This window comes from Pseudomonas fluorescens (assembly GCF_040448305.1).
Classification (GTDB): domain Bacteria; phylum Pseudomonadota; class Gammaproteobacteria; order Pseudomonadales; family Pseudomonadaceae; genus Aquipseudomonas; species Aquipseudomonas fluorescens_BH.
In genome coordinates, this window is sequence record NZ_CP148752.1 from 3,654,227 (window position 1) to 3,676,135 (window position 21,909).

The 21,909-nt window shown below is 56.4% G+C and carries 20 protein-coding genes and 2 pseudogenes; 10 read left to right on the top strand and 12 right to left on the bottom strand.

Annotation, left to right across the window (positions count from 1 at the left end):
• Positions 1-133 precede the first annotated feature (133 nt).
• Genes WHX55_RS16570 through WHX55_RS16585 form a run of 4 tightly spaced genes read left to right on the top strand, consistent with a single transcriptional unit; the run spans position 134 to position 4,316 of the window.
• Complete coding sequence (locus tag WHX55_RS16570) at positions 134-1,111, top strand: TIGR03756 family integrating conjugative element protein (RefSeq protein WP_218497801.1); 978 nt, start codon at positions 134-136, stop codon at positions 1,109-1,111.
• Positions 1,111-2,466, top strand: a complete 1,356-nt coding sequence (locus tag WHX55_RS16575; RefSeq protein WP_353743056.1) for an integrating conjugative element protein — start codon at positions 1,111-1,113, stop codon at positions 2,464-2,466. The genes WHX55_RS16570 and WHX55_RS16575 overlap by 1 nt, the downstream gene beginning before the upstream one ends.
• The gene (locus WHX55_RS16580) at positions 2,463-2,768 is read left to right on the top strand and encodes a hypothetical protein (protein WP_218497799.1); all 306 of its coding nucleotides are present in this window, start codon (positions 2,463-2,465) and stop codon (positions 2,766-2,768) included. The genes WHX55_RS16575 and WHX55_RS16580 overlap by 4 nt, the downstream gene beginning before the upstream one ends.
• Positions 2,769-2,777: 9 nt before the next feature.
• Positions 2,778-4,316: a conjugal transfer protein TraG N-terminal domain-containing protein gene (locus WHX55_RS16585; RefSeq protein ID WP_218497798.1), complete on the top strand. Its 1,539-nt coding sequence runs from the start codon at positions 2,778-2,780 to the stop codon at positions 4,314-4,316.
• 4 nt (positions 4,317-4,320) lie between these two features.
• Here WHX55_RS16585 and WHX55_RS16590 read toward each other — a convergent pair whose 3' ends face one another.
• A complete protein-coding gene (locus WHX55_RS16590; protein WP_218497797.1) occupies positions 4,321-4,677 on the bottom strand; it encodes a hypothetical protein in 357 nt (118 codons plus the stop codon).
• A 461-nt stretch (positions 4,678-5,138) separates the two neighbouring features.
• Here WHX55_RS16590 and WHX55_RS16595 point away from each other — a divergent pair, with 461 nt between their 5' ends.
• Together WHX55_RS16595 and WHX55_RS16600 are read left to right on the top strand one after the other, a co-directional pair.
• The gene (locus tag WHX55_RS16595) at positions 5,139-5,504 is read left to right on the top strand and encodes a DUF3085 domain-containing protein (protein WP_218497796.1); all 366 of its coding nucleotides are present in this window, start codon (positions 5,139-5,141) and stop codon (positions 5,502-5,504) included.
• A 698-nt stretch (positions 5,505-6,202) separates the two neighbouring features.
• Entirely contained in the window at positions 6,203-7,141 is a 939-nt protein-coding gene (locus tag WHX55_RS16600) for a zincin-like metallopeptidase domain-containing protein (protein ID WP_218497795.1), read from the top strand.
• Positions 7,142-7,227: 86 nt separating this feature from the next.
• On the opposite strand, the gene WHX55_RS16605 is transcribed toward WHX55_RS16600, so the two are convergent.
• Positions 7,228-7,593 (bottom strand): histone-like nucleoid-structuring protein, MvaT/MvaU family, encoded by a 366-nt coding sequence (locus WHX55_RS16605; protein WP_218497794.1) that lies wholly within the window; start codon positions 7,591-7,593, stop codon positions 7,228-7,230.
• 119 nt (positions 7,594-7,712) lie between these two features.
• Complete coding sequence (locus tag WHX55_RS16610; RefSeq protein ID WP_218497793.1) at positions 7,713-7,907, bottom strand: hypothetical protein; 195 nt, start codon at positions 7,905-7,907, stop codon at positions 7,713-7,715.
• Between the two features lie 223 nt (positions 7,908-8,130).
• Between WHX55_RS16610 and mobH the strand changes: the two genes are divergently transcribed.
• A complete protein-coding gene (gene mobH / locus WHX55_RS16615) occupies positions 8,131-9,849 on the top strand; it encodes a MobH family relaxase (protein ID WP_218497792.1) in 1,719 nt (572 codons plus the stop codon).
• Positions 9,850-9,886: 37 nt separating this feature from the next.
• On the opposite strand, the pseudogene WHX55_RS16620 reads toward mobH, so the two are convergent.
• Positions 9,887-10,252, bottom strand: a pseudogene (locus WHX55_RS16620) (transposase); the annotation flags it as partial.
• Between the two features lie 165 nt (positions 10,253-10,417).
• Positions 10,418-11,086: a hypothetical protein gene (locus WHX55_RS16625; protein WP_218497791.1), complete on the bottom strand. Its 669-nt coding sequence runs from the start codon at positions 11,084-11,086 to the stop codon at positions 10,418-10,420.
• Positions 11,087-11,337: 251 nt separating this feature from the next.
• On the opposite strand from WHX55_RS16625, the gene WHX55_RS16630 reads away from it, so the two are divergent.
• Together WHX55_RS16630 and WHX55_RS16635 are read left to right on the top strand one after the other, a co-directional pair.
• The gene (locus WHX55_RS16630) at positions 11,338-15,675 is read left to right on the top strand and encodes an AAA domain-containing protein (RefSeq protein ID WP_218497790.1); all 4,338 of its coding nucleotides are present in this window, start codon (positions 11,338-11,340) and stop codon (positions 15,673-15,675) included.
• A 456-nt stretch (positions 15,676-16,131) separates the two neighbouring features.
• Complete coding sequence (locus WHX55_RS16635) at positions 16,132-16,434, top strand: hypothetical protein (protein ID WP_223510979.1); 303 nt, start codon at positions 16,132-16,134, stop codon at positions 16,432-16,434.
• A 138-nt stretch (positions 16,435-16,572) separates the two neighbouring features.
• Here WHX55_RS16635 and WHX55_RS16640 read toward each other — a convergent pair whose 3' ends face one another.
• The 5 genes from WHX55_RS16640 to WHX55_RS16660 all read right to left on the bottom strand — a co-directional run bounded on the left by WHX55_RS16640 (position 16,573) and on the right by WHX55_RS16660 (position 19,739).
• A complete protein-coding gene (locus WHX55_RS16640; protein ID WP_218497788.1) occupies positions 16,573-16,776 on the bottom strand; it encodes a hypothetical protein in 204 nt (67 codons plus the stop codon).
• A 70-nt stretch (positions 16,777-16,846) separates the two neighbouring features.
• Positions 16,847-17,071, bottom strand: coding sequence for a hypothetical protein (locus WHX55_RS16645; RefSeq protein ID WP_008019294.1), 225 nt, complete (start codon positions 17,069-17,071; stop codon positions 16,847-16,849).
• Positions 17,072-17,099: 28 nt separating this feature from the next.
• Positions 17,100-17,351, bottom strand: coding sequence for a hypothetical protein (locus WHX55_RS16650; protein WP_223510980.1), 252 nt, complete (start codon positions 17,349-17,351; stop codon positions 17,100-17,102).
• A gap of 241 nt (positions 17,352-17,592) precedes the next feature.
• On the bottom strand, positions 17,593-18,492 hold the full coding sequence (locus tag WHX55_RS16655; protein WP_223510981.1) for a DMT family transporter: 900 nt from the start codon (positions 18,490-18,492) through the stop codon (positions 17,593-17,595).
• Between the two features lie 167 nt (positions 18,493-18,659).
• Positions 18,660-19,739, bottom strand: a complete 1,080-nt coding sequence (locus WHX55_RS16660) for an SDR family oxidoreductase (RefSeq protein ID WP_218497786.1) — start codon at positions 19,737-19,739, stop codon at positions 18,660-18,662.
• A gap of 74 nt (positions 19,740-19,813) precedes the next feature.
• On the opposite strand from WHX55_RS16660, the gene WHX55_RS16665 reads away from it, so the two are divergent.
• Positions 19,814-20,203, top strand: a complete 390-nt coding sequence (locus WHX55_RS16665) for a MerR family transcriptional regulator (RefSeq protein WP_218497785.1) — start codon at positions 19,814-19,816, stop codon at positions 20,201-20,203.
• 296 nt (positions 20,204-20,499) lie between these two features.
• On the opposite strand, the gene WHX55_RS16670 is transcribed toward WHX55_RS16665, so the two are convergent.
• A complete protein-coding gene (locus WHX55_RS16670) occupies positions 20,500-21,261 on the bottom strand; it encodes an SDR family oxidoreductase (protein ID WP_110625626.1) in 762 nt (253 codons plus the stop codon).
• Between the two features lie 285 nt (positions 21,262-21,546).
• Positions 21,547-21,808, bottom strand: a pseudogene (locus tag WHX55_RS16675) (transposase domain-containing protein); the annotation flags it as partial.
• Positions 21,809-21,909 lie beyond the last annotated feature (101 nt).

Genomic DNA, 21,909 nt, shown 5'->3' on the forward strand with positions numbered 1-21,909 from the left:
GCGGCCCTCAACCCGGTGACTGACAAAACCGATCACTCCGGCCTCGGTTTGTCCGCCGTCCTATTCGGTCGGATCCTGGATGCTGAAGCTTGGCGCACGGATGCACACCGCTGCCACATGTCGAGCGCTGCCCATGATCGTGACCGCCACCACCCGCTGCAGATCGCCAAAGTCCAGGAAGATTGGCCGTGGCCGAGCCTTCACCGCGGCTGCACTGCTCGTCGCGGCCGAGCAGTGCGCGGCACTGACTACCCCCACCATCATCGCCTCCGTCACTTCGCTGCAGTGCCTGGAGTACCGAGTCGTCGGGATCTGCTTCTGGCTGCTCTGTACACCGTTTGGCTGCACGGTGAAGACCTCGCCCAAGGTCCGCCACTTTATTCCCGAGTTGGTGGTATCGAGCTATTCCGACACAGGCGGCAATCCCTGGGACGAGGTGTCCGCACTGTCGATGCCCACACCGGCGTCACAAGGGGGTGGCAACCTGATCACGCCTTCGAAGCAGCGCGATAATCTGCCCCGGTTCAAGAATGTCGACGGCATCGGGCATCCCGGCGGTTCGGCGTTGACAGCCTTTGCGCATGGCTTCGGCTATGCGTGCCCAAGTGGGGCGACTCCCCTTGCGCCATACTACCTCAGCACGCTCGACCCGCTGGCCTGGCGTCAGGCCGTTCCCGAATCCATCTACCCACAAGCGCTCATTCCGGGCATGCGCGAGATTGGCAGCCAGGCACTTAGGAACATGTGGGGCAGTGTCTATCCGCGGCACGGATTTCTGGTGCAGCCTGACGACTTCAAAGCATCCGCCGTCATGGCCCAGCGTGCCAGCGACTTCATCACGCGCGTCGGCCAACCGCATGTCTACCTGCCGCTGCAGACGATGCCATCTCCCGGCTATTGGCCGCCGCAGCCGATGATGGAGAACAACATCAACAACCACCGCTGGCAATTGCTCGCCCCGGTGATCCAGACCACCTGCGCCATCTTCCCCAGCCCGACGATCCAGAGCGCCGACGGCGCCTATGCCTGGTCGCTTTGGCGCCCTTACCACTGCTGCCAGCGGATGGGCCAGACCTTCCTGTTCAGCATCGACTTTGATGGAGGCCAATGATGAATAACCTCTCGCTCGGGTTGGTGTGCGCCCTCGTAAGTGCCGTCGGCTATGCCGCAGAAAACGGCTACCACCTTGGTGACCAGGCCCAGGTCCTGGATGACCGCGTGATGTACACCATTGGCGGCGGATCGGCGACGGGGTCCCCCTCCTCGCTCTACCGCCCCAATGGCCTTGGCGTGGGCATGTCCTGGCGCGCGAACATGATGTGCGGAAACATGAACCTCTCCAACACTCTGCAGAATCAGCTCAATGGCGCCACCCAAGGCTTCCAGCAGATCATGGGCAATGTGATCGAGAATGCCACACAGGCCGTGATGTCTCTGCCGGCGATGATCATTCAGCGCGCCAATCCCGGTCTGTATGAGCTGCTGAGCAACGGCGTACTGCAGGGGCGCATCGACTTTGACCGCTCAAAGCTCACCTGCCAGGCGATGGCGGCCAAAATGGCCGACAAGGTGGACCAGGCCGGTTGGGGCGCACTGGCGCAGAACCAGGAGATGCAGAAAAACCTCGAGCAGTCCGACGGTGATGCTGTGGTGGCGGTGAAGGACACCGAATCGAACAACGGCAACAACGGTGTCAGCTGGGTCGGTGGGCAGAAAGCGGGGGGTAACGGTCAGGAACCCATACGGGTGACCTCGGACGTCGTTAAGGCAGGCTACAACCTACTGCACAACCGAACGGTCGAGGACGCATCGGCCGTCGGTTCCGGTTGCCAGAATGGTGCGATTTGCCAGGCCTGGTCGAGCCCCGAAGAGGCCTCCGCATGGGCCACCCGCGTGCTTGGTGAAACCGAGGTGGCGACCTGCGACGACTGCGAGACGCTGCGCGTTACCGCCGGGACAGGCCTCTCGCCGCTGATCCAGGAAACCTACACAGAACACCTTGAGGGTCTGCAACGAATGTTGTCGGGCACCGAGCAACCCACGCCGGAGAACCTTGGCAAAGTCTCCAGTCCTTTGCTGCAGGTCTCACGAGGCGTCATCGAGGGCCTGCGCGACGATCCCGACCAGAACCTGCTAGCCCGGCGCCTGGCCAGCGAGACCGCGCTGTCGAGCATTATCTACAAGTCGATGCTGCTGCAGCGCACACTCCTTGCCGGCAGTCATGAACCTAATGTCGCGTCGGCGCAGCCCGCCACCCACGCCCTCAACGGTAACGTCGAAATGCTGGAGCGCGAGATACGCCTGCTGCAAACGGAGCTGCAGGTACGCCAGTCGCTGGCCACCAACACCGCCAGCCTGGTCCTCGATCGCCACGCCGGCGGCGCCGACGCTTCCCGGAGCATCGATCAGCGCGATCCTGAGTCGGACCGGCTGCACCGCGCGGACCAGGGGAGGAGCACACCATGAAGTTGTTTACTGTGAAGTCCACTCTTGCACATGTGCTGCTAATCCTCAGCGCCATGGCCTTGATGCTCCTGATTGCCTGGATGGCGCTGCAGCTGACAGGTGCCCAGCTTGATTGGTTCGGGCAGGCGCGCACCGCTACGCCCTACCTCGCCTCCTGGCGTGCCCTGCTGTATGCCCTGATCCTCGCAGGCTGGACCGCGGCGTTGCGCTTGCGGCCGGCGCCTGCAGACCAGCAACGGCTCAAACGCCTGGGACTGATCGGCTTCAGCTCAATCATCCTGGTCGAACTGTTTCGCGTGTGAGGTGCAATCATGAGCATGAGCACCAACAGCTACCTCGAGTACTACCTGTCGCTGTTGGCCTGGATCATCAACAACGGCATCTGGAACACACTGGCAGACACTGGGCTGTTCGCCGCGCCCTTTGGTGCGATCATCCTGCAGGAATGGCTGTCCGCTCGCCAACAAGGCGCTGACGAGGGCAACAAGGGCTTGCTGTCGATCCCTCGCATCGAGAACCGGTTGTGGATGAGTTACGTGGTCATCCTGTTTGGCTGCATGCCGTTTTTTCCGCTGAACCTGTCCTCCGTGACCTTCGACGATACGGCGAGCCAACGCTGTGGTATTTCCATGATCAAGCCCGCCGAAACGGCCTGGGGCACAACCTTCAACACCATCGGCGAGAAATCAGCGAATGTGCCGGTGTGGTGGTTCCTCGTGCATGCCATGAGCAAAGGCATCACGGCGGCCGCTACCGCGTCGATTCCATGCGCGCCTGACATCCGCGCGATGCGCATGGAAATCGACAGCTCGCGTATCAACGACCAGGTCCTGCTGCAGGAAGTCGCCGACTTCACCCGGGATTGTTACGGCTACTCGCGCTCGCGGTTGTTCACCAATCGCCCCGAACTGGACGAGTCGCAGAGCTACGACGCGTCCTGGATTGGCTCGACGTACTTACTCAACACGACGGGCTACTACGACATCGACCGCTCGCGCACACCCAGGGTCGATTGGCCGTACGACGAGAACCGGGATACCTCCCTGCCCCGGCTCGACAACGGCGCCGGTTACCCTACCTGCAAGCAATGGTGGAGCGATACTACGGTCGGGCTGCGTGATCGTCTGGTTGCCGAAGTCGATCCGTCGCTGATGTCGAGTCTGCGCGGCTGGCTGACCGGGCGTACGAGCACCGAGATCGAAGACGCCACCCTTCGCGAATTGGTGAGCCCACGGCAGCAATCGTTGAGCATGGCGCCAGGACAGGTGTACCAGGATTACGGCAGCAGGGCCCGTGGCGGATCACTGACGCAAGGACTCAACAACCTGGCCACGAACACTGGGCTGGCCCTGGGCTCGTTCAGCAATTTCCCGGCGATGAATGCGTTGCGCGCCGCACTACCGATGGTCCAGGCCTTTCTGATCATGGGCACGATCATCAGCTTGCCGCTGGTACTGCTGATCAGCACCTATCAGCTCAAGGCGCTGATGACTGTCACGTTCGCGCTGTTTACCCTGCACATGCTGACGTTCTGGTGGGAGCTCGCACGCTGGATCGACTCAAGCATGCTGGAGACGCTGTACAACCAGGTGTCTGCCACAGACCAGACGCTGTTGTCGTTGCCGACGGCAGGGTTCATGGACGGGACGGTAACCGCGCAAGTGATCGAGTACGTGATGGGTGCGATGTTTGTAGTGCTACCAATGATTTTTATCGGTTCGATGAGTTGGGCGGGGTACAACGTGGGCAGTGGCGTCCAAACACTCCTCACTCGAGGAACAGAAGCTGCTCAGGTCCAAGCAGAGAAGGGATCCTCTCAGCTCATGTCTGGAGCCCGAAGGTTAAAATAGCCTGTTATCTGAGCGCCCCATTGTCGTCGTACAGCTCGGGATACTTGAGTTGATGTTGGGGGTGGCTCACTTCGTGAATACGAGGTTGCTTATCAGCACTAATGGGCAGAGCTGCAATGGTCCACAGAGCAACCATCCCGATCGCCAGGGTAAGCGCGACTGATGCAACCGCAAGCACGAATATCAACCTAAAAATCTGCACGCCGATTTGGCGATATTTGAGCGGCACGGAAGCCAACATGCTGGACTGCAAAACTGTCGTTTCGAGTTGGCGGAGCAGCCGACCAGCACGCACCGCGGCACGAACTAAATACTTGCCGACAGGGGTACGGCTCGAAGTAGAAGACGTTGGAACACTCATTTAATGCCTCCCTTTTCTTCTCTGCACTCGCGGCCAAGGATCCACCGAGAGTTTGGATCCAAGCCTTAGCTTACTCCTCTCCCGCTGATTTCCATGACCGTTGATCACCTGGACTGCGCTGATAATGGCGAGTGGAGCTATATGGATCTGGGCCGCTCATTCAAACAAAAAACATCGTTGACGCTATGCCGATCCGCTTGATACACCAACTGGGCAATCGCTGGTTTTCCAGCACCCCAGGTAGCCATAACCTTTGAAGCTACGTCACGCTCGTGATGGTTATCCCCAAATGCGATTCGCGTTCGGCAGCTCGCACGGTCACCGTTCCGCGGTGATGAACGCCTTCTAATCCCCAGGCTCCCTGAGCCTGCGTCTTCGATGCATCCCTACTCAATCCATTCCAGTGCTGGGAATTCCCCCGCACGGGTGGCATTCCTCCGCACCTTCTGGAGGATCTCATAATGCTGCGCTTTACAGGCTCTGAACTCCACGCCGTGTTGGCCGAAGCCGTTATCAATGGCTGCAGAGTGATATTGGTCAAGGACCACGGTGTCTACCTTATGTCCGAGATCGGCGAGAACAAACCGGATGGAGGAGGCCGCAAAAGCGTGGCCTACGCCACCGGCTGCAACCCTGACGTCGACGACTTCGATTCCTGGTGGAATCGCGCACTAGCTGAATTGGGTGGCGATGATTTTGCCGAGTACTTCGATATCGACGACCCGGTCCTGGCAAGTCTTCGTGGGACAGCAGGGTCGCTGGTGGTGGAGGCAACCTCCACGCACCTGTACCTAGCCGCCGAGGTTGACTCGACGAGAAAATCTTAAACGCAAATGCGAGTCTCAGCGTTTCCAGAGTGGCTCTGTAGCCGGGCCTCTTTGGAGCGCCTCTCGCATCAACTCATACCCGGATGGACACCGCCGTTTATCTGGAACTTGAGCCAGATAGTCTTCCTTGGAACGCCGTGGAGTACCGCGCATTTCTGGTGTCTGGATTGGAGATTGACCCCACGTCCGAACGCGTTTTAATACACAAACACTCCATGTCTCGCTGAGTGACAAGCCCGCGCAAGAACCTCAGCTGAGGTGTCGCGGGATCAGCTACCCGGAGGTTCCGATGTCCAGAAAGAAGCTCTTCTCAACCGCCGTTGTCCTGAGTCCAGGTGTATGGCGACACGTCATTGAACCTGCCCCAAGCAACGACCCCGTCAGACGGTCAGCCCAGCGCTTGGCAGCCCTGCTCAAGAGCGCCCTGACCTCAGTCCCTCGCACCTTGCAGTGTCCAATCGAGCTGCAGTTCGATCACCCACAGAGCGACGACTCATCAGCAGTCGAACACTCAACGCTGTTACAGCTGGATCGCATCACACCTCGCAGTGGCCCGGCTTTTCTGCTCATCCGGCTGCCAAGTGAGATCGCTGTAGATATCGCGGCCATCTGACACAGCCTGCATACCCCCTGTCCACTACCCCACCGGGAACCCTTCCCGGCCGGGCAGCGTTCCCCCTTCACGACCGGAGAACGCCATGTCCGATATCTACCTGGACGTCACCAACAAGATCGTCAGCGCCCTGAATCAAGGAGTCATTCCCTGGATCAAACCCTGGACAACCACAGGCTCGAGTGCTGACTGCCCTTTCCCGATCAACGCCATCAGCCGACGCCCCTACGCCGGCATCAACATTCCGCTGCTGTGGGCCGAAGCGCGCCTGCGTGGTTTCCGCCAGGATCGCTGGCTCACGTTCAACCAGGCGCGCAAAGCCGGTGGCCATGTTCGCAAGGGTGAGCAATCAACCCTCGCGGTGCTATACAAACCGATGAGCAAGGAGGCGCACGACGAAGACGGTCAGGTCGTTCGTGATGAACAGGGCAACATCAAAATGGTGCAATTCGCGCTACTGCGGACGCATTGCCTGTTCAACATCGAGCAGACCGAAGACTTGCCTGCCGAAGAGCAAATACACGATGAGTGTGACGACCAGCCGGCCTTCATTGATCATGCCCCAGCCGAGCAACTGCTGGTCGCCAGTGGGGCGCGGATTGAGCATCGCTACGGCGATCACTCGTTCTATCAGTCGGTGCGGGATCTCATCCAACTGCCTACCAAGGCACAGTTCGAGGACGTCGGCAGCTACTACGCAACGGCCCTTCATGAGCTGACGCACTGGTCGGGTCACCACTCGCGCCTCAACCGCGACGGCATCACTGGCGGGCACGCGTTTGGTTCCGCGGCGTACGCCTTCGAGGAACTGGTAGCGGAAATGGGCGCAGCGTTTCTCTGTGCGCTGACCGGTACCCAGGGTGAGTTACGTCACGAGGAGTACCTGGCGTCCTGGCTGAAGATACTCAAGGAGGATAAGCGTGCGATCTTCCGCGCCAGCAGCCAGGCACGTGAAGCCTCCGAGTACCTACTGGCGCTGCAGTCCGATCAGGCCACTGAAACGACTGAACGGTTAACGGCGTGACTTCACTCAAGCATCAAAAAGGCCCCATCTGGGGCCTTTGTTTTGCCTGCAACGCCGGTCATCCGCCGCTATAACTGGACGACTGATTACTGCAACCAGCTCTCGACGGTGTCGGAGCCGTGCTCCTGCTTCCACTGTTTGAGGACTTTGTGGTTGCCGCCCTTGGTTTCCACGACCTCACCGCTGTGCGGGTTTTTGTAGCGCTTGATCTCACGAGGCTTGCGCTGGACGCTGCTGGAGGCGCCTGCGGTACTTACGCTCACCCCTTTGGACGGATCAAGAATGGTGATCACCTGCCGCAGGTTCATGCCGTACTCTTCCAGCAAGGCCTTAAGCTTTTGTTCAAACTCGATTTCCTGCTTCAGCCCGGAATCGTTTTTCATCGCATCCAGCTGTTGAAGTTGCGCGGCCAGCTGCGCTTCCAGCGCTTTGAATTCGGCAAGCTTAGACATGGGCTCTTCCTAGTATGAGACAAGTGTGGGAATAGTATCTGAGACCCGCACTTTAGCCGAGGTTTTGATCCTCACTGCAGCTCGTCTGGTGTCCAGCTTTAACAGATCTGCCTGACTTTTCACTCTGCCAAGTATTGGCACAGGTGGCCCACAAGTTGCCGAGGTGCAGGGCTATTCCCAATTTTGAACAAAATATCGCGCTGACCACGTGGCAGCTTTTTCGCGCAGCGCTTCGCAGCTGAGCGAATGGAAACGTCAGTTCCATGAATCCGGTCGACCAGCAGCACGATCAACACTGCATCGATAAGCGTCATCAGCGCCCCTGCTCCGAAAAATGATGCCGGCCAGTTTACCCCCTGTAAAAGGGACCGGCTATCCCGATCGACCGACTAACTCGACGCTCCCGCCTTCGGATTTTCGCGTTCGCGAAAAGGACAAAGACAGTAAAGGATAACGGCGCCAATGGAAGGGATTGCAAGGGTAAGAGGCTTATCCGAAAAGGCAAAAGGACCTCCCAGGTACAAAGCAGGTATTGCGATGATGCGCTGGTGGCTCAAACATGAAAAAGGCAACGCCGCCAGCCCCGCGCCAGCACTTGTCGCCGAAGGTTACTTCTTGCCTGAGTCATCAGAATCGCTCCTTGCCGCCGATCACCGGAAGCGGCTGCTCGAGCGCATCTGCCAATACACCGCCCTTTCCCAACCTCAGTTCGATCAGCTCTATCTCGATCCAATCCACCGCTACGCCAAGTATGTACAGCAACTACCTGCCAGCGAAAGCCATCATCATGCCTATCCGGGAGGCATGCTGGACCACGGTTTGGAGCTGATGGCCTGCAGCCTGAAACTGCGCCAGTCGTACCTGCTACCCAGCGGCGCCGCGCCCGAAGACCAGGCCGCGCAGACCGACGCCTGGAGCGCCGCCATCGCCTATGGCGCCCTGCTCCATGACATCGGCAAGATTGCCGTCGACCTGCAGGTGGAGTACCAAAATGGTGAGCTCTGGCATCCGTGGCACGGCCCCCTGAACAAGCCCTACCGCTTCCGCTACGTGACAGGGCGCGACTACCAGCTACATGCTGCGGCCGCTGGGCTGCTCTACACCCAAATACTGACACCGCGCCTGCTCGACTGGCTCAGCGGTTACCCAACTCTATGGGGCAACCTGCTGTCGTTGCTGGCCAACCACTATGAATACGCCGCGACGCTGGGGGAACTGGTGCTGCAAGCTGACCGGGTATCTACCGCGCAGAACATCGGAGCCAATCCCACCAAGGCACTACAGGCGCCCACTCGGTCGCTTCAGCATCACCTGCTGACTGGCTTACGCCATCTGGTCAAGAACGAGTTCAAACTCAACCAGCCCGGGGCTGCTGGCTGGCTCACCGAAAATCATCTGTGGCTAGTCAGCAAGACCGCAACCGACAAACTTCGCGCTTACCTCCTGGCCCAGGCCGTAAGTGGCATCCCCTCCTCCAACATTGCCATGTTCGATGAACTGCAATCCCACGGGTTGGTAGACACCACGCCAGAAGGCAAAGCGGTATGGAGCGCAACCGTGTCAGATGAAAGATGGCAGCATCGCTTCACATTCTTGCGTCTCCAACCGAGCCTGATCTGGGCCGATGAAAGCCGGCCCCGATGCTTTGAAGGGACAGTTGAGCTCGTTGCTGACAATACCGTGCCGAGCGGTGAAGCTATCGAGTCGGCCCTGGATCAGCCACAAGCAACTTCGGCCCAGGAAACGCCAGAGCCCTTACCTCCGAACCATGACTTCGACTATCTCGATGACTTGATGGATATGTTGCAAGAGACGGTTGAGCACGAGGATGAGTCGAGCGCTCAAGGACTGAAATCCTCAACTGCGTCACCCCGCGAGGCACCAGGGCTGGCCTTTGTCGACTGGCTACGCGAGGGGATTCAAAGCCATCGCCTGCTCGTCAACGACTGTAAGGCAAAGATTCACACAGTCGACGGCACGTTCTACCTGGTCACACCCGGCATTTTCCAGCGCTACGCTTCGGAGCACCCTGAGCTATCTGCAGGTGACGACAAGACCGATGCATGGCGGCGCACTCAACGTCACTTTGAGCACTTAGGCGTACATCTCAAACGACCAAACGGGCAGAACATATGGACTTGCACAGTGCAGGGCCCCCGCCGGAGGGCTTCCCTCAATGGCTACATGTTGCAAAATGCTGAAACTCTTCTGAGCCCTGTCCCTACTGACAATCCTTTCCTCAATCTTACTTCTTAGCATCGCAAGGGCAGCCCCATGCGCGCGTGGAGTGCCAGCGAAATAGTTCGCTGCCCCGAAAACGACCGTGTCGTTTTTTGGAAAACGGCGAGTGGTTAGGGACTTCATCTTCCAGGCTTAACCGGCAGAACCAGCGATACGCCAGGCTCAAATGGGCCTCTTCGCACGACCGACGCTCTGAGCGAATGCCGTAGCAATAGCCCACGATTAGCATGCGGATCATCAGCTCAGGATCAATCGACGGACGCCCAATCGGGCTGTAAAAATCGGCGAAGGAATGGCGCAAGTCGCTCAGATCGAGACACCGATCAATGCTGCGCAGAAGGTGATTGGCGGGGATGTGCTCTTCAAGGTTGAACGAGTAAAACAGCCGTTCCTGCCCACTCGATAACTGTCCCATCATGCTGCGTGCTTCCCTGCTGGCCAATGTAGAGATTTTGCCGCTAGCCAGACAGGGGAGCTACTTTTTCAACAGAATCGGTCGATTGCAGTCCTTCGCGACAGGCAAAAAACGGCCCAGAGTGTGTAAAAACGCCTCCGCGAACCCTTGCTATGATTTCTGAGGATTTCATCGCAGGGATCGCCCATGAAGCGCTTTAGGCGGATCCGCCCGCAACGTCTTACGGTCAGCGGCGTTTTGCAGATGACAATCCTTACACACGGCTTGTAGCGTCGCGCTCTGATGCGCCTGTAGCGTGTAGGCGAGAGCGGAGTTGTCTACAGGTAATGTGAAAGGTTGGTCGCTCCACCAATCGAAACCACGAAATGCGTTGCGAAACTCAGACGTCGTCATAAACTGCATCGCCTGACGGGCTATCGATTGGAATTCGGGATTCACATGATCCACTTCGGTAGAGGGAAGAACGCCACAACGCTCACAGATCGGAAATGCAAGCCTTCGAGCGGATAAAAAGGGCGCTGATGCCAGGCGCAGTGCAGATTGAATCCAGTCGTTTTGATCCCTTGGATCTAAGCACTGAGACCAAGACACCTTATGCCATCTACTTGGATCAAACAGACCATAAAAGTCATAGCCGCCACCAGGTCGATACAGCATGCGGAATTGGCTCGGCCGCAGATCGTGGACAGAGCAGTAGTAGTGTTTTTCGGCGATAAGGTCTGAGATCAAGTCGTCTTGAAAGACCTCCTCAAGCTCCCGCTCTTTCAGTCGTAACCGGATACAGGCTCGTAACTGAGCCTTGGTCATCCCTGCAAAAAAAGCTGCGCCTCGTGGCATGCTCTTGTCTCCTTACCATGATGGCCCACTGTACTTTGACGCACTTGTGACGGCTTAGTAAAGACCGTTTCCGGTTAGCTGCTTGCGGTCTCGATATGTCGGGCGGTAGCGGAAACGCAAGTGTGTTGGCGCGGTCGAGCCAGAGCCAGTATTGTGACGCCCATCTCATTGTCATTTTTTGGATTGCTCTCGATACCGATTTCACGGGGTTTCGAGCAGCGAAGTCCAGTGTTCGTTTTTAGGGGAATCTAATGGAAGCTCTGGGGCAGCAACTTCGGCCGGTCGCCACGCGGATCAGTCAGTACTTCCGCGACTTTTTAGACTCGGATTTCAAGCGTCAACAAGCTCCGCGCCGCCGAATCGTGCTGACCACCGACACCGGATTCAGATCGGGGATGCGTACCTCGCCCTACCCCTCCTTGGATCGCGACCTATGGAATCTATTGGGGCGTCCATCTAGCGAGGACCTGTCACTGACGATCGACCCACGGCGTTATACGCGTCCGATCAGTGATGTGCTTCGCAAAGTGATCCACGAGCAAGTAAACGCCATCCCTGCTTCATCCCTACAAACTGTACATACTTCGGTGGAGGAACTAGCCGCAGAGTCCTACGCAAAAGCGATAGAAGACCCGGAGTTGTGGGTGGAGTCAGTCCAAAACCACTTGGGCAGCAAAGTCGCCGAGCACATCATCAAGCCCCTGATTGCTCACCTGGATGGTCCACTGCGCAATCAGGCGTACTGGGTAATGGACTCATTATTCGCCGCGGAGAAGGACCTCGTTGATCGTGTCTGCGGTGACCTATCCCGAGTCCTCCCAGAGCTGCTGGCCAAGCTGCTCGCCACCCAGGACTCAGCCCCGCTCAAGGAGGCGATCCCACAGTTCCTGACTCTTGAAGGAACTCGTCAGGCGCTGATGGTGTTCTTTGAAGGGTTTGTGGCGGCTGACGCCTACCACGAATTCCGCGATCTTGAGACCTATGTTGCCACCAGCGACGGGATGCAGCTCTACCTATACATCGGTGCAGTGAAGTACGGTGGAAACCAATACCCACTCTTCTTTCTTCCCATTGAGGTACAGAGGGAGGAAAAGGGGGCCGGCTTTAAGTTAAAGCTGCTTAACCAGCTTTATACCAACCGCAAGGCTATCGACTTTATTCTGCAGGAGCTGGCTGCTGGGCTTGAACGCGCATGGGTTTCTCCGATCCCCGAACGAATCCATTACATCAAACCCGAGCAGTCCATATACGAAGAGGCCCGCGTCCTGTTCCAGCGCGTAGCCAATGCCTTGGACCTCGGTGGCAAGATCAGCCTCTCCTCCTCTGCTACCGATACCTCGACAATTGCGGTTGGGCTGTCCAGCTCTCTGTCCCTGGCTGCGTATGAACGTTCGGACGAGGCATTGCTCAACGACTACGAAGAGATCCTCGAAGCACTTAAGCATGGCGGATCGGCCGTGGTTGAACTGTTCGAGGGCATCGTTGGTGGTGTACTGCGCGAGAACCCCAAGTCCATCGCTGCTGCTGTGGAGACCACCTGGGATGCGCTTCCGATGGTGGATCGAATGGTCTTCGACTCACCGATCCCCCTGAACGAAGAGCAACGCAAAGTATTGATTGCCGTGCGACAGCCTGAAGGAAAGATCGTTGTTGTCTCCGGCCCTCCAGGTACCGGCAAGAGCCATACGATCACAGCAATCGCCGCCGATTGCGCCTTTAATCAGCGCTCCTGTCTGGTGTTATCGGATAAGACCGAAGCGCTGGATGTGGTCTACGACAAACTGTCGGAAGCCATGTCACGCGTACGCCACGATCGTGATTTCCCGAATCCGATACTGCGGCTCGGCCAGCAAGCCCATAACTTCCGCAAACTGACCTCGAATCAGGCTGTGACCCAGATCGGGGCCTACGCCAAGGCAATGAAGGCGAATCAGCCCCGGCTCGAAGAGGAGCGAAAAAGTCGGTCGGAGAACCTGAAGGAACAGATCAAGCTGACTGTGGCGACATTAGGCGCCATCGAAATGACCAGCGTACAAGCAATGCTCAAAGACGAAACCGAGCTCGCTGAGCTTGCCCCGTCAGTACTGGAAGTGTTGAAACGCGCAAGTGGAGCCGGTCTGATTTCAGAGCTCGAGAGCATCACCGAGCACCTAACGGGGGTGGAACAGTATCTTCTTGAGGTCTTCTCGGAGGGAGACTTTAACCCACAAAGCCTTTGGAACAGAACGCGAAGGGATGCATTACTGGCAGCCTTCACTCAGGAACATTCTGACGCCCCATGGGATCTGTTCGAGTCGATGTCGTCCTCCCAACTGCGCACGCTTGGCGGACTTCTAGTCAGCTATGGTCAACTGAAGATGCCTCTGTTCGGTTACCTGTTCCGTGGCGCACAGGTGCGCGAAGTTGAACGTCAGCTTAATGCCCTACCCGTCAGCAGCCCCTTGCAGCTCAAGCAACGGCAAGCAATGTTATCCAACCTCGTTGAGGCGGCAAATAAGCTCCGATTGAAGCTTCAGAGCGAAGATCTAGAAGACGAATTCGAGGGTTGTTATCGGCTGCTTACCCGAGGAAAAACGCCAAAACTCAACGCAGGCAATGCGGCAAAAGCCATGGCCATTCTGCGTCGTGTCGATACCAAAATAGTGGATGTACTGCTTGAGCAACCAAAGGATGATGCCCGTCTCTGGCCCCTGTCCGTTCGGTTCCTGCACGGCTGGCTGCGCACTCGGGAGGCCTTCGCATCGGCGCCCCAGTATGATTATGCCGGCACCAAGACCCAGCTCGAGCGCCTCAACACCTCGGTCATGAACGCACACGTAGACACTCGCCTACTGAGTTTCATGGAGAATTACCGCTCAGACGCACGGGCGCTAGCTGGCGTAATCGCTAACCGACAAAAATTTCCAGAAGACAAGTTCACGCACGTACGCGAGAGCTTCCCGGTCATCATCGCCAGTATTCGCGAGTTTGGTGAATACATGCCATTGGCCCCTGACATGTTCGACGTGGTGGTCATCGACGAGGCCTCACAGGTCTCAGTCGCCCAAGCATTACCGGCGCTACTACGCGCGAAGAAGGTCGTCGTGCTGGGCGATGACAAACAATTTTCAAACGTGAAATCGGCGAATGCCAGCATTGAGCAGAATGATAAGTACCGCAATGAGCTGAAAAACTATTTCACGACCCACGTCAGCGGCGCAGCCGACGCCCTACAGCGGCTGTCCATGTTCGACGTTAAACGTTCCATTCTGGAATTCTGCAATCACGCGGCCTCATACTCAGTCATGCTGCGCAAGCACTTCCGCTCTTACCAGGAGCTAATCGGATACTCCTCGGGCACGTTTTATGGGCACCAATTGCAGGCCATCAAAATCCGCGGCATCCCGGTCGACGAAGTCATCCGATTCGACATAGTCGATACGACAGACAAGAGAGTGACACGAGGTACCAATGAAGCGGAGGCGGAGTTCATTCTTGACCGCCTTCTTGAGCTGATCGAGGAGGAATCGCCACCGACCGTAGGCATTATCTCGCCCTTTCGTGAACAGCAGACCCTACTGTCGAAGAAGCTGTTTAATCACCCCCGCGGGGCAGACTTCGAACGTCTGTTGCGGTTGAAGGTTATGACCTTCGACAGCTGCCAGGGAGAGGAACGGCACATCATTTTCTACTCGATGGTAGCGACGGCTGATGAGGATGCGCTCAACTATATCTTCCCGGTTGAACTGAGTGACGCAGAACAGGCAGTGGAGCAAAAACTCAAGGTACAGCGTCTTAACGTCGGCTTTAGCCGCGCTCAGGAAATGATTTGGTTTGTTCACTCCAAGCCACTCAATGAGTTTCGCGGCGCCATCGGACAAGCGCTTAACCACTATGCGAACATTCTTGAGAACGCCAATAGAATACCTTCTGCCGAACACACCGATCAGTCCAGCCCTATGGAAGCCAAGGTTCTGGAGTGGTTTCGCCAGACCAAGTTCTATCAGTCCAATATCGACGCCATCGATGTCTTTGCTCAGTTCGAGATCGGAACTTATCTCAAGCAACTTGACCCGACCTACGAGCATCCAAAATGGCGCGTTGACTTTCTGGTGACGTACCAGTCGAGCAAGGGCCCCATCCAGATCGTGATCGAGTACGACGGCTTCGATTACCATTTTGCCAAGGGCAAACACGTTCACGTGGGCAATCACGAACGCTACCTGAATGAGGCCGACGTGGAACGCCAGCTAACGCTGGAGAGCTACGGTTATCGGTTCCTACGCATCAATCGTTTCAACTTGGGTGACGACCCTGTCGCTACTATTTCAGATCGTCTTTACCAGTTAGTGGAAATTGCCGTGGGTGAGCAGATTTCAGAAGCGGTCAACCATATTCAGTCTCAGGCTCAAGGCCTGGCAAACAAAGAGCTCAAACCGTGCTCGAAATGCGGCCAAATTAGGGAAAAGACGGATTATTACGATCCGGCACTAGGCGGCGGTGCTGGCGGTTTCGGCCGCGTGTGCATGATCTGCAAGGGCAGCAAGGCCAGTTCCCAGACTGGGAAAACAACACAAACCGGTTTTCGCAAAAGCCGTCGCTGGGGATAACGTCTACAGGGCGGCCACAAACGGCTGCCCTGCATTTACGTTGATCGCTGGATGTTCCTTCTGATCGATAGAAATAGGTCGATTGCAACCCTTCTCAGCAGGCAGCAATCGGCCGATTCTGTTGAGAAAGTCGGTCTTGGTTTCTATGGCCAAAAAGTAAGCGTTTGAGATTGAAATATTGAATTGTCGCGAAGACATTCGGACTCGGATTTCACATAGCAGCGTACTAAAAAGGTGCGTTCACCGATCAGTCTCTGGCAATTTGAGAAAACCGACTTTTTCAACAGAAACGTGTCTGAGACCACCGATATCGTTAGCGCAGTTGGTAGTGCAATCTCGGCACTTGCGGCCTGCGTAGCTGCGGCCGGCGTCTGGTACGCACGACACTAGCTAAAGACCAGTCGTGAGATCGCGCAGCTGCAATTCGAAGACGCCTTGGGGAAGGAATATCGCGAATTGGCCGGTGAACTGTCGAAGAAAGCTTTAATGGGCGAGTGCTTAAACGACGACGAATATGAAGAGGCCTTCGACGAACTGTATCGATATGTTGATCTGATCAACGAGCAAGTTTCGCTCCGAGCACGTGGACGCATTGTTTCGGATGTATGGCAAAGTTGGTTGGAGGAAATTGAAGCGAACTTGAATCTACCGGTATTCGCGCAGGCGTGGACCGAGATCAAGAGTAGATCCAAGGGTTTGGAGGAGCTTCGCCGCCTTGAGCGAGAAAAGTTAAAGAGCGACCCAAAGTATTGGCGGTAAGCTCTGAACCGGGCATTTGAGTTACATCGGTACGACCGCCAGGCCGCTACAACATCTCGCCGTCATACCACGCGCCTACTCCGCCTTCCCCCGCACAATCCTTCTCGCCTTCATAACCCGCCAGCTAATTTGTGCCGTTCAATGGAGAACCCTGCGACTCTCTCCAGTCCTGATCCGATCAAGCGCCCGGTTTAACGCGTCCAAGGCATCGAGGAGAGCTTTCGCCTCGGCTTCCCGGCCATCCCCCCATAGGCGTTCAGCCATTTTGTTCAGAGCTTGGATAGAACGCTCAATTTCAGCAGCAGTCACTGCTGCTTTACTGTCCGTCAGCTTCTTCTTCATTGAGTAACCGTTTGCAGGGCATTGCTTGTATTTCAGGATCTAGCGCGAATACGCCCGCCAGAACGCATGGCTATTCAGCCTTCCGGACAATCCTTCCCGCCTTCACCTCATCTGTGTAAGCAGTCAGCCGATCAGCTTGCTCATGCAGCTTTTCGATCGTCTCCATTGCCTCCAGAAGCTCTGTATCCCCGCGCTGTTTTGCAAGCCTGAACATTTCCAGGGCAGCTTCTTCGAGGGAATATGCAGCGGCTTTCAAGTCGCGGCGTAACTCTTGATTGGGTTTGTTAAGTGCCATGACAACCTCCTGCCAATCCCTTCCGCGATCATTGGCAGTGGTCAGCCTTCGCCGGCGGGACTACCTGGCCTGCACCGATTTCTTTAATCCAGCCATCTAACCGATTCTCACCTTGCTGGAAGATTGTGATCATCCTTCGAAGCGCCTCAGCGTCTGGTCCATTACCTGCGTGGCTTAGCCGCTCGGCAATCCGAACTAACTCCACGGCCGACCACTTCAGATCAGAGGCGACACCCTGCAGATCGCGCTTCAGGTCCTGCACTGGTTTGTTGAGCCCCATCATCACCCCTTACAAGTCCCCACAACACTAATCCGATATTCAGCTGCGAAATTGCACTCTACTTGATCACCCGCTTGCATTCGACCTGACCAGTCATTTGCATTCGTTCTGACCACCGATTGCATCGGATTTGACCAGCACGCTTTGTAACCATGATCGGCAGAGAACGGCCAGAAGCGGTCAGTAGCTCAAAACACTTAAAAACCACTGGTTGCTAAAGTAATCAGGATCCGAAAATAGCTCACTCGGTCGAAGGTACGGATGCTTTGCTGCCCAAGCGGATTAGTTCATTGGAGAAACACAGGCCGACGATGATCAGTGCCGCTCCCGCGTACAGGCTTTCGCGCGGTACTTCATTGAGCGCCACAAACGCCAGCAGGGCGGCGAACAGCGGCTCGGTCAGTTCCAGCGCCTGCACTTGGGATGGCTTGAGATACTCGATGGCCTTGGTGGTGCAGAAGAAGCCCAGGATTGTCGGCAGCGCGGCCAGCGCCAGCAGCGCGGCGATCGCCAGCGGCGACAGCTCGCCGATCACGAAATCATCGGCCGCGGCCGGCATCAGCAGGTACAGGCTGCCAAAGAACAACAATTGTCGGGTGAAGTGCAGTCCCCCCGACACGCCCATCCGCTTCATGGCAACCGAAAACGCCCCATAGCCGCAGCCGGCCATGGAGGCTAGCGCAGCACCTTGCAGGGTAAAGCCCTGCTGCAGGTCGGCGCCGAAGATCACCGCGATCCCGGCGATAGCCAGTGCGGCGCCCACGGTCGCGTTCGCGGTGATGGCATCTTTGAGAAAAATGCGCCCCAGAATGATCGAGGAAATTGAGGCACTGGCCATCAGCACCACCACCACACCTGCCGCAGCGTAGTGTCGATAGGCGGACGTTTCGAAATGGAACAGCACAAAGATGCCAAGGAATGCGCAGATAGCCGCCTGAGTCCATTTGGTCGACGCCGCCGGGCGCTTGAGGACAAATAATAAGATCGAGAGCAGCACGCATCCCAGTACGGTCTTGATGACAGCGACACTGCTAGCGGTGAAACCATTACTCATGAGTACTTTGCTGAGTACACCGATCGTAGCGTTCAGTGCCGCAGCGGAGAGTGCAAATATGACGCCTTTGCTGAAAGTAGATTGCATTGATGACGATCCCTGTCGCTGAATTGTCGTTCGATAGAATGCCGCCCTACATCGACGGCGCAAAGTTTGAGGATACGAAGATCCCATCGACCCCAGTATTTATTGTGGCATAAGCTGGATCGTCCAGTAGGATGCCATTCGCCTTCTTGTCGCCGCCAAGGGAGAAGTCAGAGGGCCTGGCCCTTGGCTATGCAATTTGAGTTGACGAACATTGCAGTGTGCTGCAAAGACTGACGTATATCCGGTTTGGATATTCCATGCATATTGGCAAATTGCTCGACCGCCGCTGTATCAAAACGAGTGGTCTGGATAAAGTCCAAGGCTTCGGGTTTTGTATTCAAAAACCGCGCGACGGGAGGAATACTCAGTAGCAACTTCAACAATCGGAGTGAAATGTAATGCTTGGGAGACTTTAAGCCCAAAGGTTGTGCCACCTGTACCAGGAGTTCTCGCAAGTTCGGTGTTTGGTCATCAAGCGCCAGCAGTTCCTGGCCCACCATGGCAGGATCAAAAGCACAAACCGCCACCAGCTCAACCAGGTAATCCACGGTGACCAGTGGCAGCCAGTGCTCGGCGGTACCGGGCACTGCAGTCAGCTTTCTCTGCACAAGGTTTCGTATCAGCTCCACCAGCGGCTGACCGTCAAGGATATGCCCAGTGCGGCTGTGGCCACAAACCGTCGCGGGGTGGACAACGGTAATCTCCCCGCCCTTGGTGGACATGACCTCCAGGGTCGCAAAATGCGCCTCCAGCTTGCTCCCCTCGTAACCACCGACATGTCGGTAGACGGCAGGCCAATTCGTCAGCTCCGGATAACGAGGATCAATTCCGATGCGTTGCAGATGTTCATGATTTTTCAGCATGTAGCCGCCGATCATCACTAGCCGGCTTTTTTGCTCAGCCGCCAACAGCGCCACGCGCTTTGCCCCTTCCACATTTACCGCACGAGAATGCTCCACTGAAAGCCCCCATGCGAAGTGGGCGCCCAGGTGGAATACGACGCTGGCGTGCCTTAGTACTTCTCGGTCAGCAAGACTCAGCCCGAGGTTGTCCCGTTCCAGATCGCCAGCTACGGCAAATACCCGGGTTGCACACCCTCCCAAATTGTCGACTTGCTCACGCAGTGCAGCTAGTCGCTCCGGGCGACGCATCAACACCCGAATGGTGTGACCTTTTGCACTCAGGTTCGCCACCAAATGTTGACCGATGAAACCGGTACCCCCCGTGACAAAGCACTCCACGCTCATTTCCCTGTTCCTTGTTTAAGGTGAGGAACCAAGCGTAAACTATCAACCCAACTCTATGGTCAAGCGGTGTTTTCATGAAAATCGGCGAACTCGAGGCCCGCAGCGGTGCCAGCCGCCATACGCTACGTTACTACGAGCAAATCGGCCTGATCTCACCACAGCGGCGAACTAACAACTATCGCGATTACACAGCGCAAACTCTGCAGGATCTGGACTTTATCCAGCGCGCGCAAAGCATGGGGTTTTCCCTGGGGGAAATAGGCGAGATTCTGGATGCGCAACGGAACAAGCTGATCGATTGTGCTGACGGCGCCAAGCTAATTGAAAAGAAGATGGCGGAAATCAAACAGAAAATCGCCAACCTCCAAAGTATTTATCGGTATCTGGATGAAGAGCGTGCAAACCTCGAAGCCAGTGCTGCCAAACAACTTGAGCTTCAGCAGTTGAACAACTCTTCCAACTGAACGGTCAGCATCTAGAGAGCGGAAGCTGCAGCCTGCTTCAAGTTTCAAGTTTCAAGTTTCAAGTCCCCTTATGCATTTTCTAAAGCCTTCTGGCCAGGCCCTGGACAGCAAACGTCCGCCCAACAGACCTTGCGTGGTTAAACGGGCGCCCATCTATGCGGCAGCAACTCGGTAATCTGTATCCGTCCGGCGGTGTCCTCTAGCCCGCCCTGAAAAGCTATGGTATCCGTCCTTTGGGCGAGTCGGCGAAACAGAGTGACTCGTCTTCTCACCTGCTACACCGGAGCACGCTAAACCTAGGTCAGATTCAACCCGCCGTCTGAGAGGAGTATCTCGCCGGTTAAGTAGTCCGACTCGACCAGCATTACAACAGCTTTTGCGATGTCGTCTGGGCTAGCGGCCCTGCGCATAGGTGCACGAGTTCGCCACAACTCTTGAGCACCTGTCCACTCTGCGGTCAGAGGCGTGTCGACCAAGCCAGGCGCCACAGCGTTTACGCGAATTTCTGGCCCCAGCGATACCGCGAGCAAGCGGGTCATGTGATTAAGCGCAGCTTTGCTTACCGCATAGGGAATCGATGCACCCTTAGGACGGATACCGGCATGCGAACTGATGTTTACGACGCAACCTGCTCGACGGTCACGGGCGGCATCGCGTAATGCCGACTCGGCCAATGCGACTAGGTGGAACGGCGCCACGACATTAACCTCGTTAAGTTCGTGCCACACCGTCGAGTTGGCCGAGGCAAGGTCGCAGTGCGGAATGACTCTGCTAATACCGGCGTTATTGACCAATACGTCGAGCTGCCCCCACGCGGCGATCGCCTCGTTAATAAGCCTGACCCTGTCAGCTTCGAAAGCAAGATCAGCTTGCACGTAAATAGCCTGCTTCATTTCGGCAACCATTGCGCGTCCCGCATCCGCAGAATTTCGCGAATGGAGCACCACCGCATAGCCTGCACGGCTTAGTACACGTGCAATGGCTGCGCCGATACCGGAAGTGGATCCTGTAACCAACGCGACGCGTAATACGTTATCGATTGTCGGATTGGGTTTCATATGGATATCTCGAATTGGTTGCTAAAAAGCCATCACCGTAGCACCAAGCGGGCAACGTCGGCGTCTGGCGGTCACGATAGGCAGGTATCCATTTTCAAATCAGGTTGGCGCTTATTCTGCGGCGCAAAGCTACGCTTTTCATTGAGACGTCCGGCTGTACGTATTCTTGGACGACTTGGGCTTTAAAAGGTTTGGGGCAAGAAGTTCTCTGACGCATGGAAATCCTGGCGATAATGGCGAAGGTGTCCACGTACTTTTAAGTGAAAAACACCGCCTTTGTCACAGCTATCGGCTAGGTTTATGCGTCCGACACCACGCCTTGCGTGATGAAACCGGTTGCCACTTATGCGGCAACAATTGATCGACTTCACTCACCCGCTGCGTCGGCAGGCGCGTGAGCACGCCCTTTAAATACGCATACGGTTCATGGATGTTAAGCCGTGCCGACTGGTTCAAACTGATAATCGCAGCCGCACCTTTGCCGCTACGTAAGGAGCCCGGGAATAGCCAGTTTGAAAGCCCAAAAAGCCCATGGCCGGATTTGATTTCCCCATCAGTGAATTGCTCCGGATTTGCTAGACACATAATGTCTGCTTTGGGTTGATTCTGTTGAAAAAGTCGGATTTTCAGCTGGCCTGAACTAAGGCA

Bases quoted from the DNA above. Each gene is read 5' to 3' on its own strand.
- WHX55_RS16570 (WP_218497801.1), top strand. From the start codon at position 134: ATGATCGTGACCGCCACCACCCGCTGCAGATCGCCAAAGTCCAGGAAG.
- WHX55_RS16575 (WP_353743056.1), top strand. From the start codon at position 1,111: ATGAATAACCTCTCGCTCGGGTTGGTGTGCGCCCTCGTAAGTGCCGTC.
- WHX55_RS16580 (WP_218497799.1), top strand. From the start codon at position 2,463: ATGAAGTTGTTTACTGTGAAGTCCACTCTTGCACATGTGCTGCTAATC.
- WHX55_RS16585 (WP_218497798.1), top strand. From the start codon at position 2,778: ATGAGCATGAGCACCAACAGCTACCTCGAGTACTACCTGTCGCTGTTG.
- WHX55_RS16590 (WP_218497797.1), bottom strand. From the start codon at position 4,677: ATGAGTGTTCCAACGTCTTCTACTTCGAGCCGTACCCCTGTCGGCAAG.
- WHX55_RS16595 (WP_218497796.1), top strand. From the start codon at position 5,139: ATGCTGCGCTTTACAGGCTCTGAACTCCACGCCGTGTTGGCCGAAGCC.
- WHX55_RS16600 (WP_218497795.1), top strand. From the start codon at position 6,203: ATGTCCGATATCTACCTGGACGTCACCAACAAGATCGTCAGCGCCCTG.
- WHX55_RS16605 (WP_218497794.1), bottom strand. From the start codon at position 7,593: ATGTCTAAGCTTGCCGAATTCAAAGCGCTGGAAGCGCAGCTGGCCGCG.
- WHX55_RS16610 (WP_218497793.1), bottom strand. From the start codon at position 7,907: ATGACGCTTATCGATGCAGTGTTGATCGTGCTGCTGGTCGACCGGATT.
- mobH (WP_218497792.1), top strand. From the start codon at position 8,131: ATGATGCGCTGGTGGCTCAAACATGAAAAAGGCAACGCCGCCAGCCCC.
- WHX55_RS16625 (WP_218497791.1), bottom strand. From the start codon at position 11,086: ATGCCACGAGGCGCAGCTTTTTTTGCAGGGATGACCAAGGCTCAGTTA.
- WHX55_RS16630 (WP_218497790.1), top strand. From the start codon at position 11,338: ATGGAAGCTCTGGGGCAGCAACTTCGGCCGGTCGCCACGCGGATCAGT.
- WHX55_RS16640 (WP_218497788.1), bottom strand. From the start codon at position 16,776: ATGAAGAAGAAGCTGACGGACAGTAAAGCAGCAGTGACTGCTGCTGAA.
- WHX55_RS16645 (WP_008019294.1), bottom strand. From the start codon at position 17,071: ATGGCACTTAACAAACCCAATCAAGAGTTACGCCGCGACTTGAAAGCC.
- WHX55_RS16650 (WP_223510980.1), bottom strand. From the start codon at position 17,351: ATGGGGCTCAACAAACCAGTGCAGGACCTGAAGCGCGATCTGCAGGGT.
- WHX55_RS16655 (WP_223510981.1), bottom strand. From the start codon at position 18,492: ATGCAATCTACTTTCAGCAAAGGCGTCATATTTGCACTCTCCGCTGCG.
- WHX55_RS16660 (WP_218497786.1), bottom strand. From the start codon at position 19,739: ATGAGCGTGGAGTGCTTTGTCACGGGGGGTACCGGTTTCATCGGTCAA.
- WHX55_RS16665 (WP_218497785.1), top strand. From the start codon at position 19,814: ATGAAAATCGGCGAACTCGAGGCCCGCAGCGGTGCCAGCCGCCATACG.
- WHX55_RS16670 (WP_110625626.1), bottom strand. From the start codon at position 21,261: ATGAAACCCAATCCGACAATCGATAACGTATTACGCGTCGCGTTGGTT.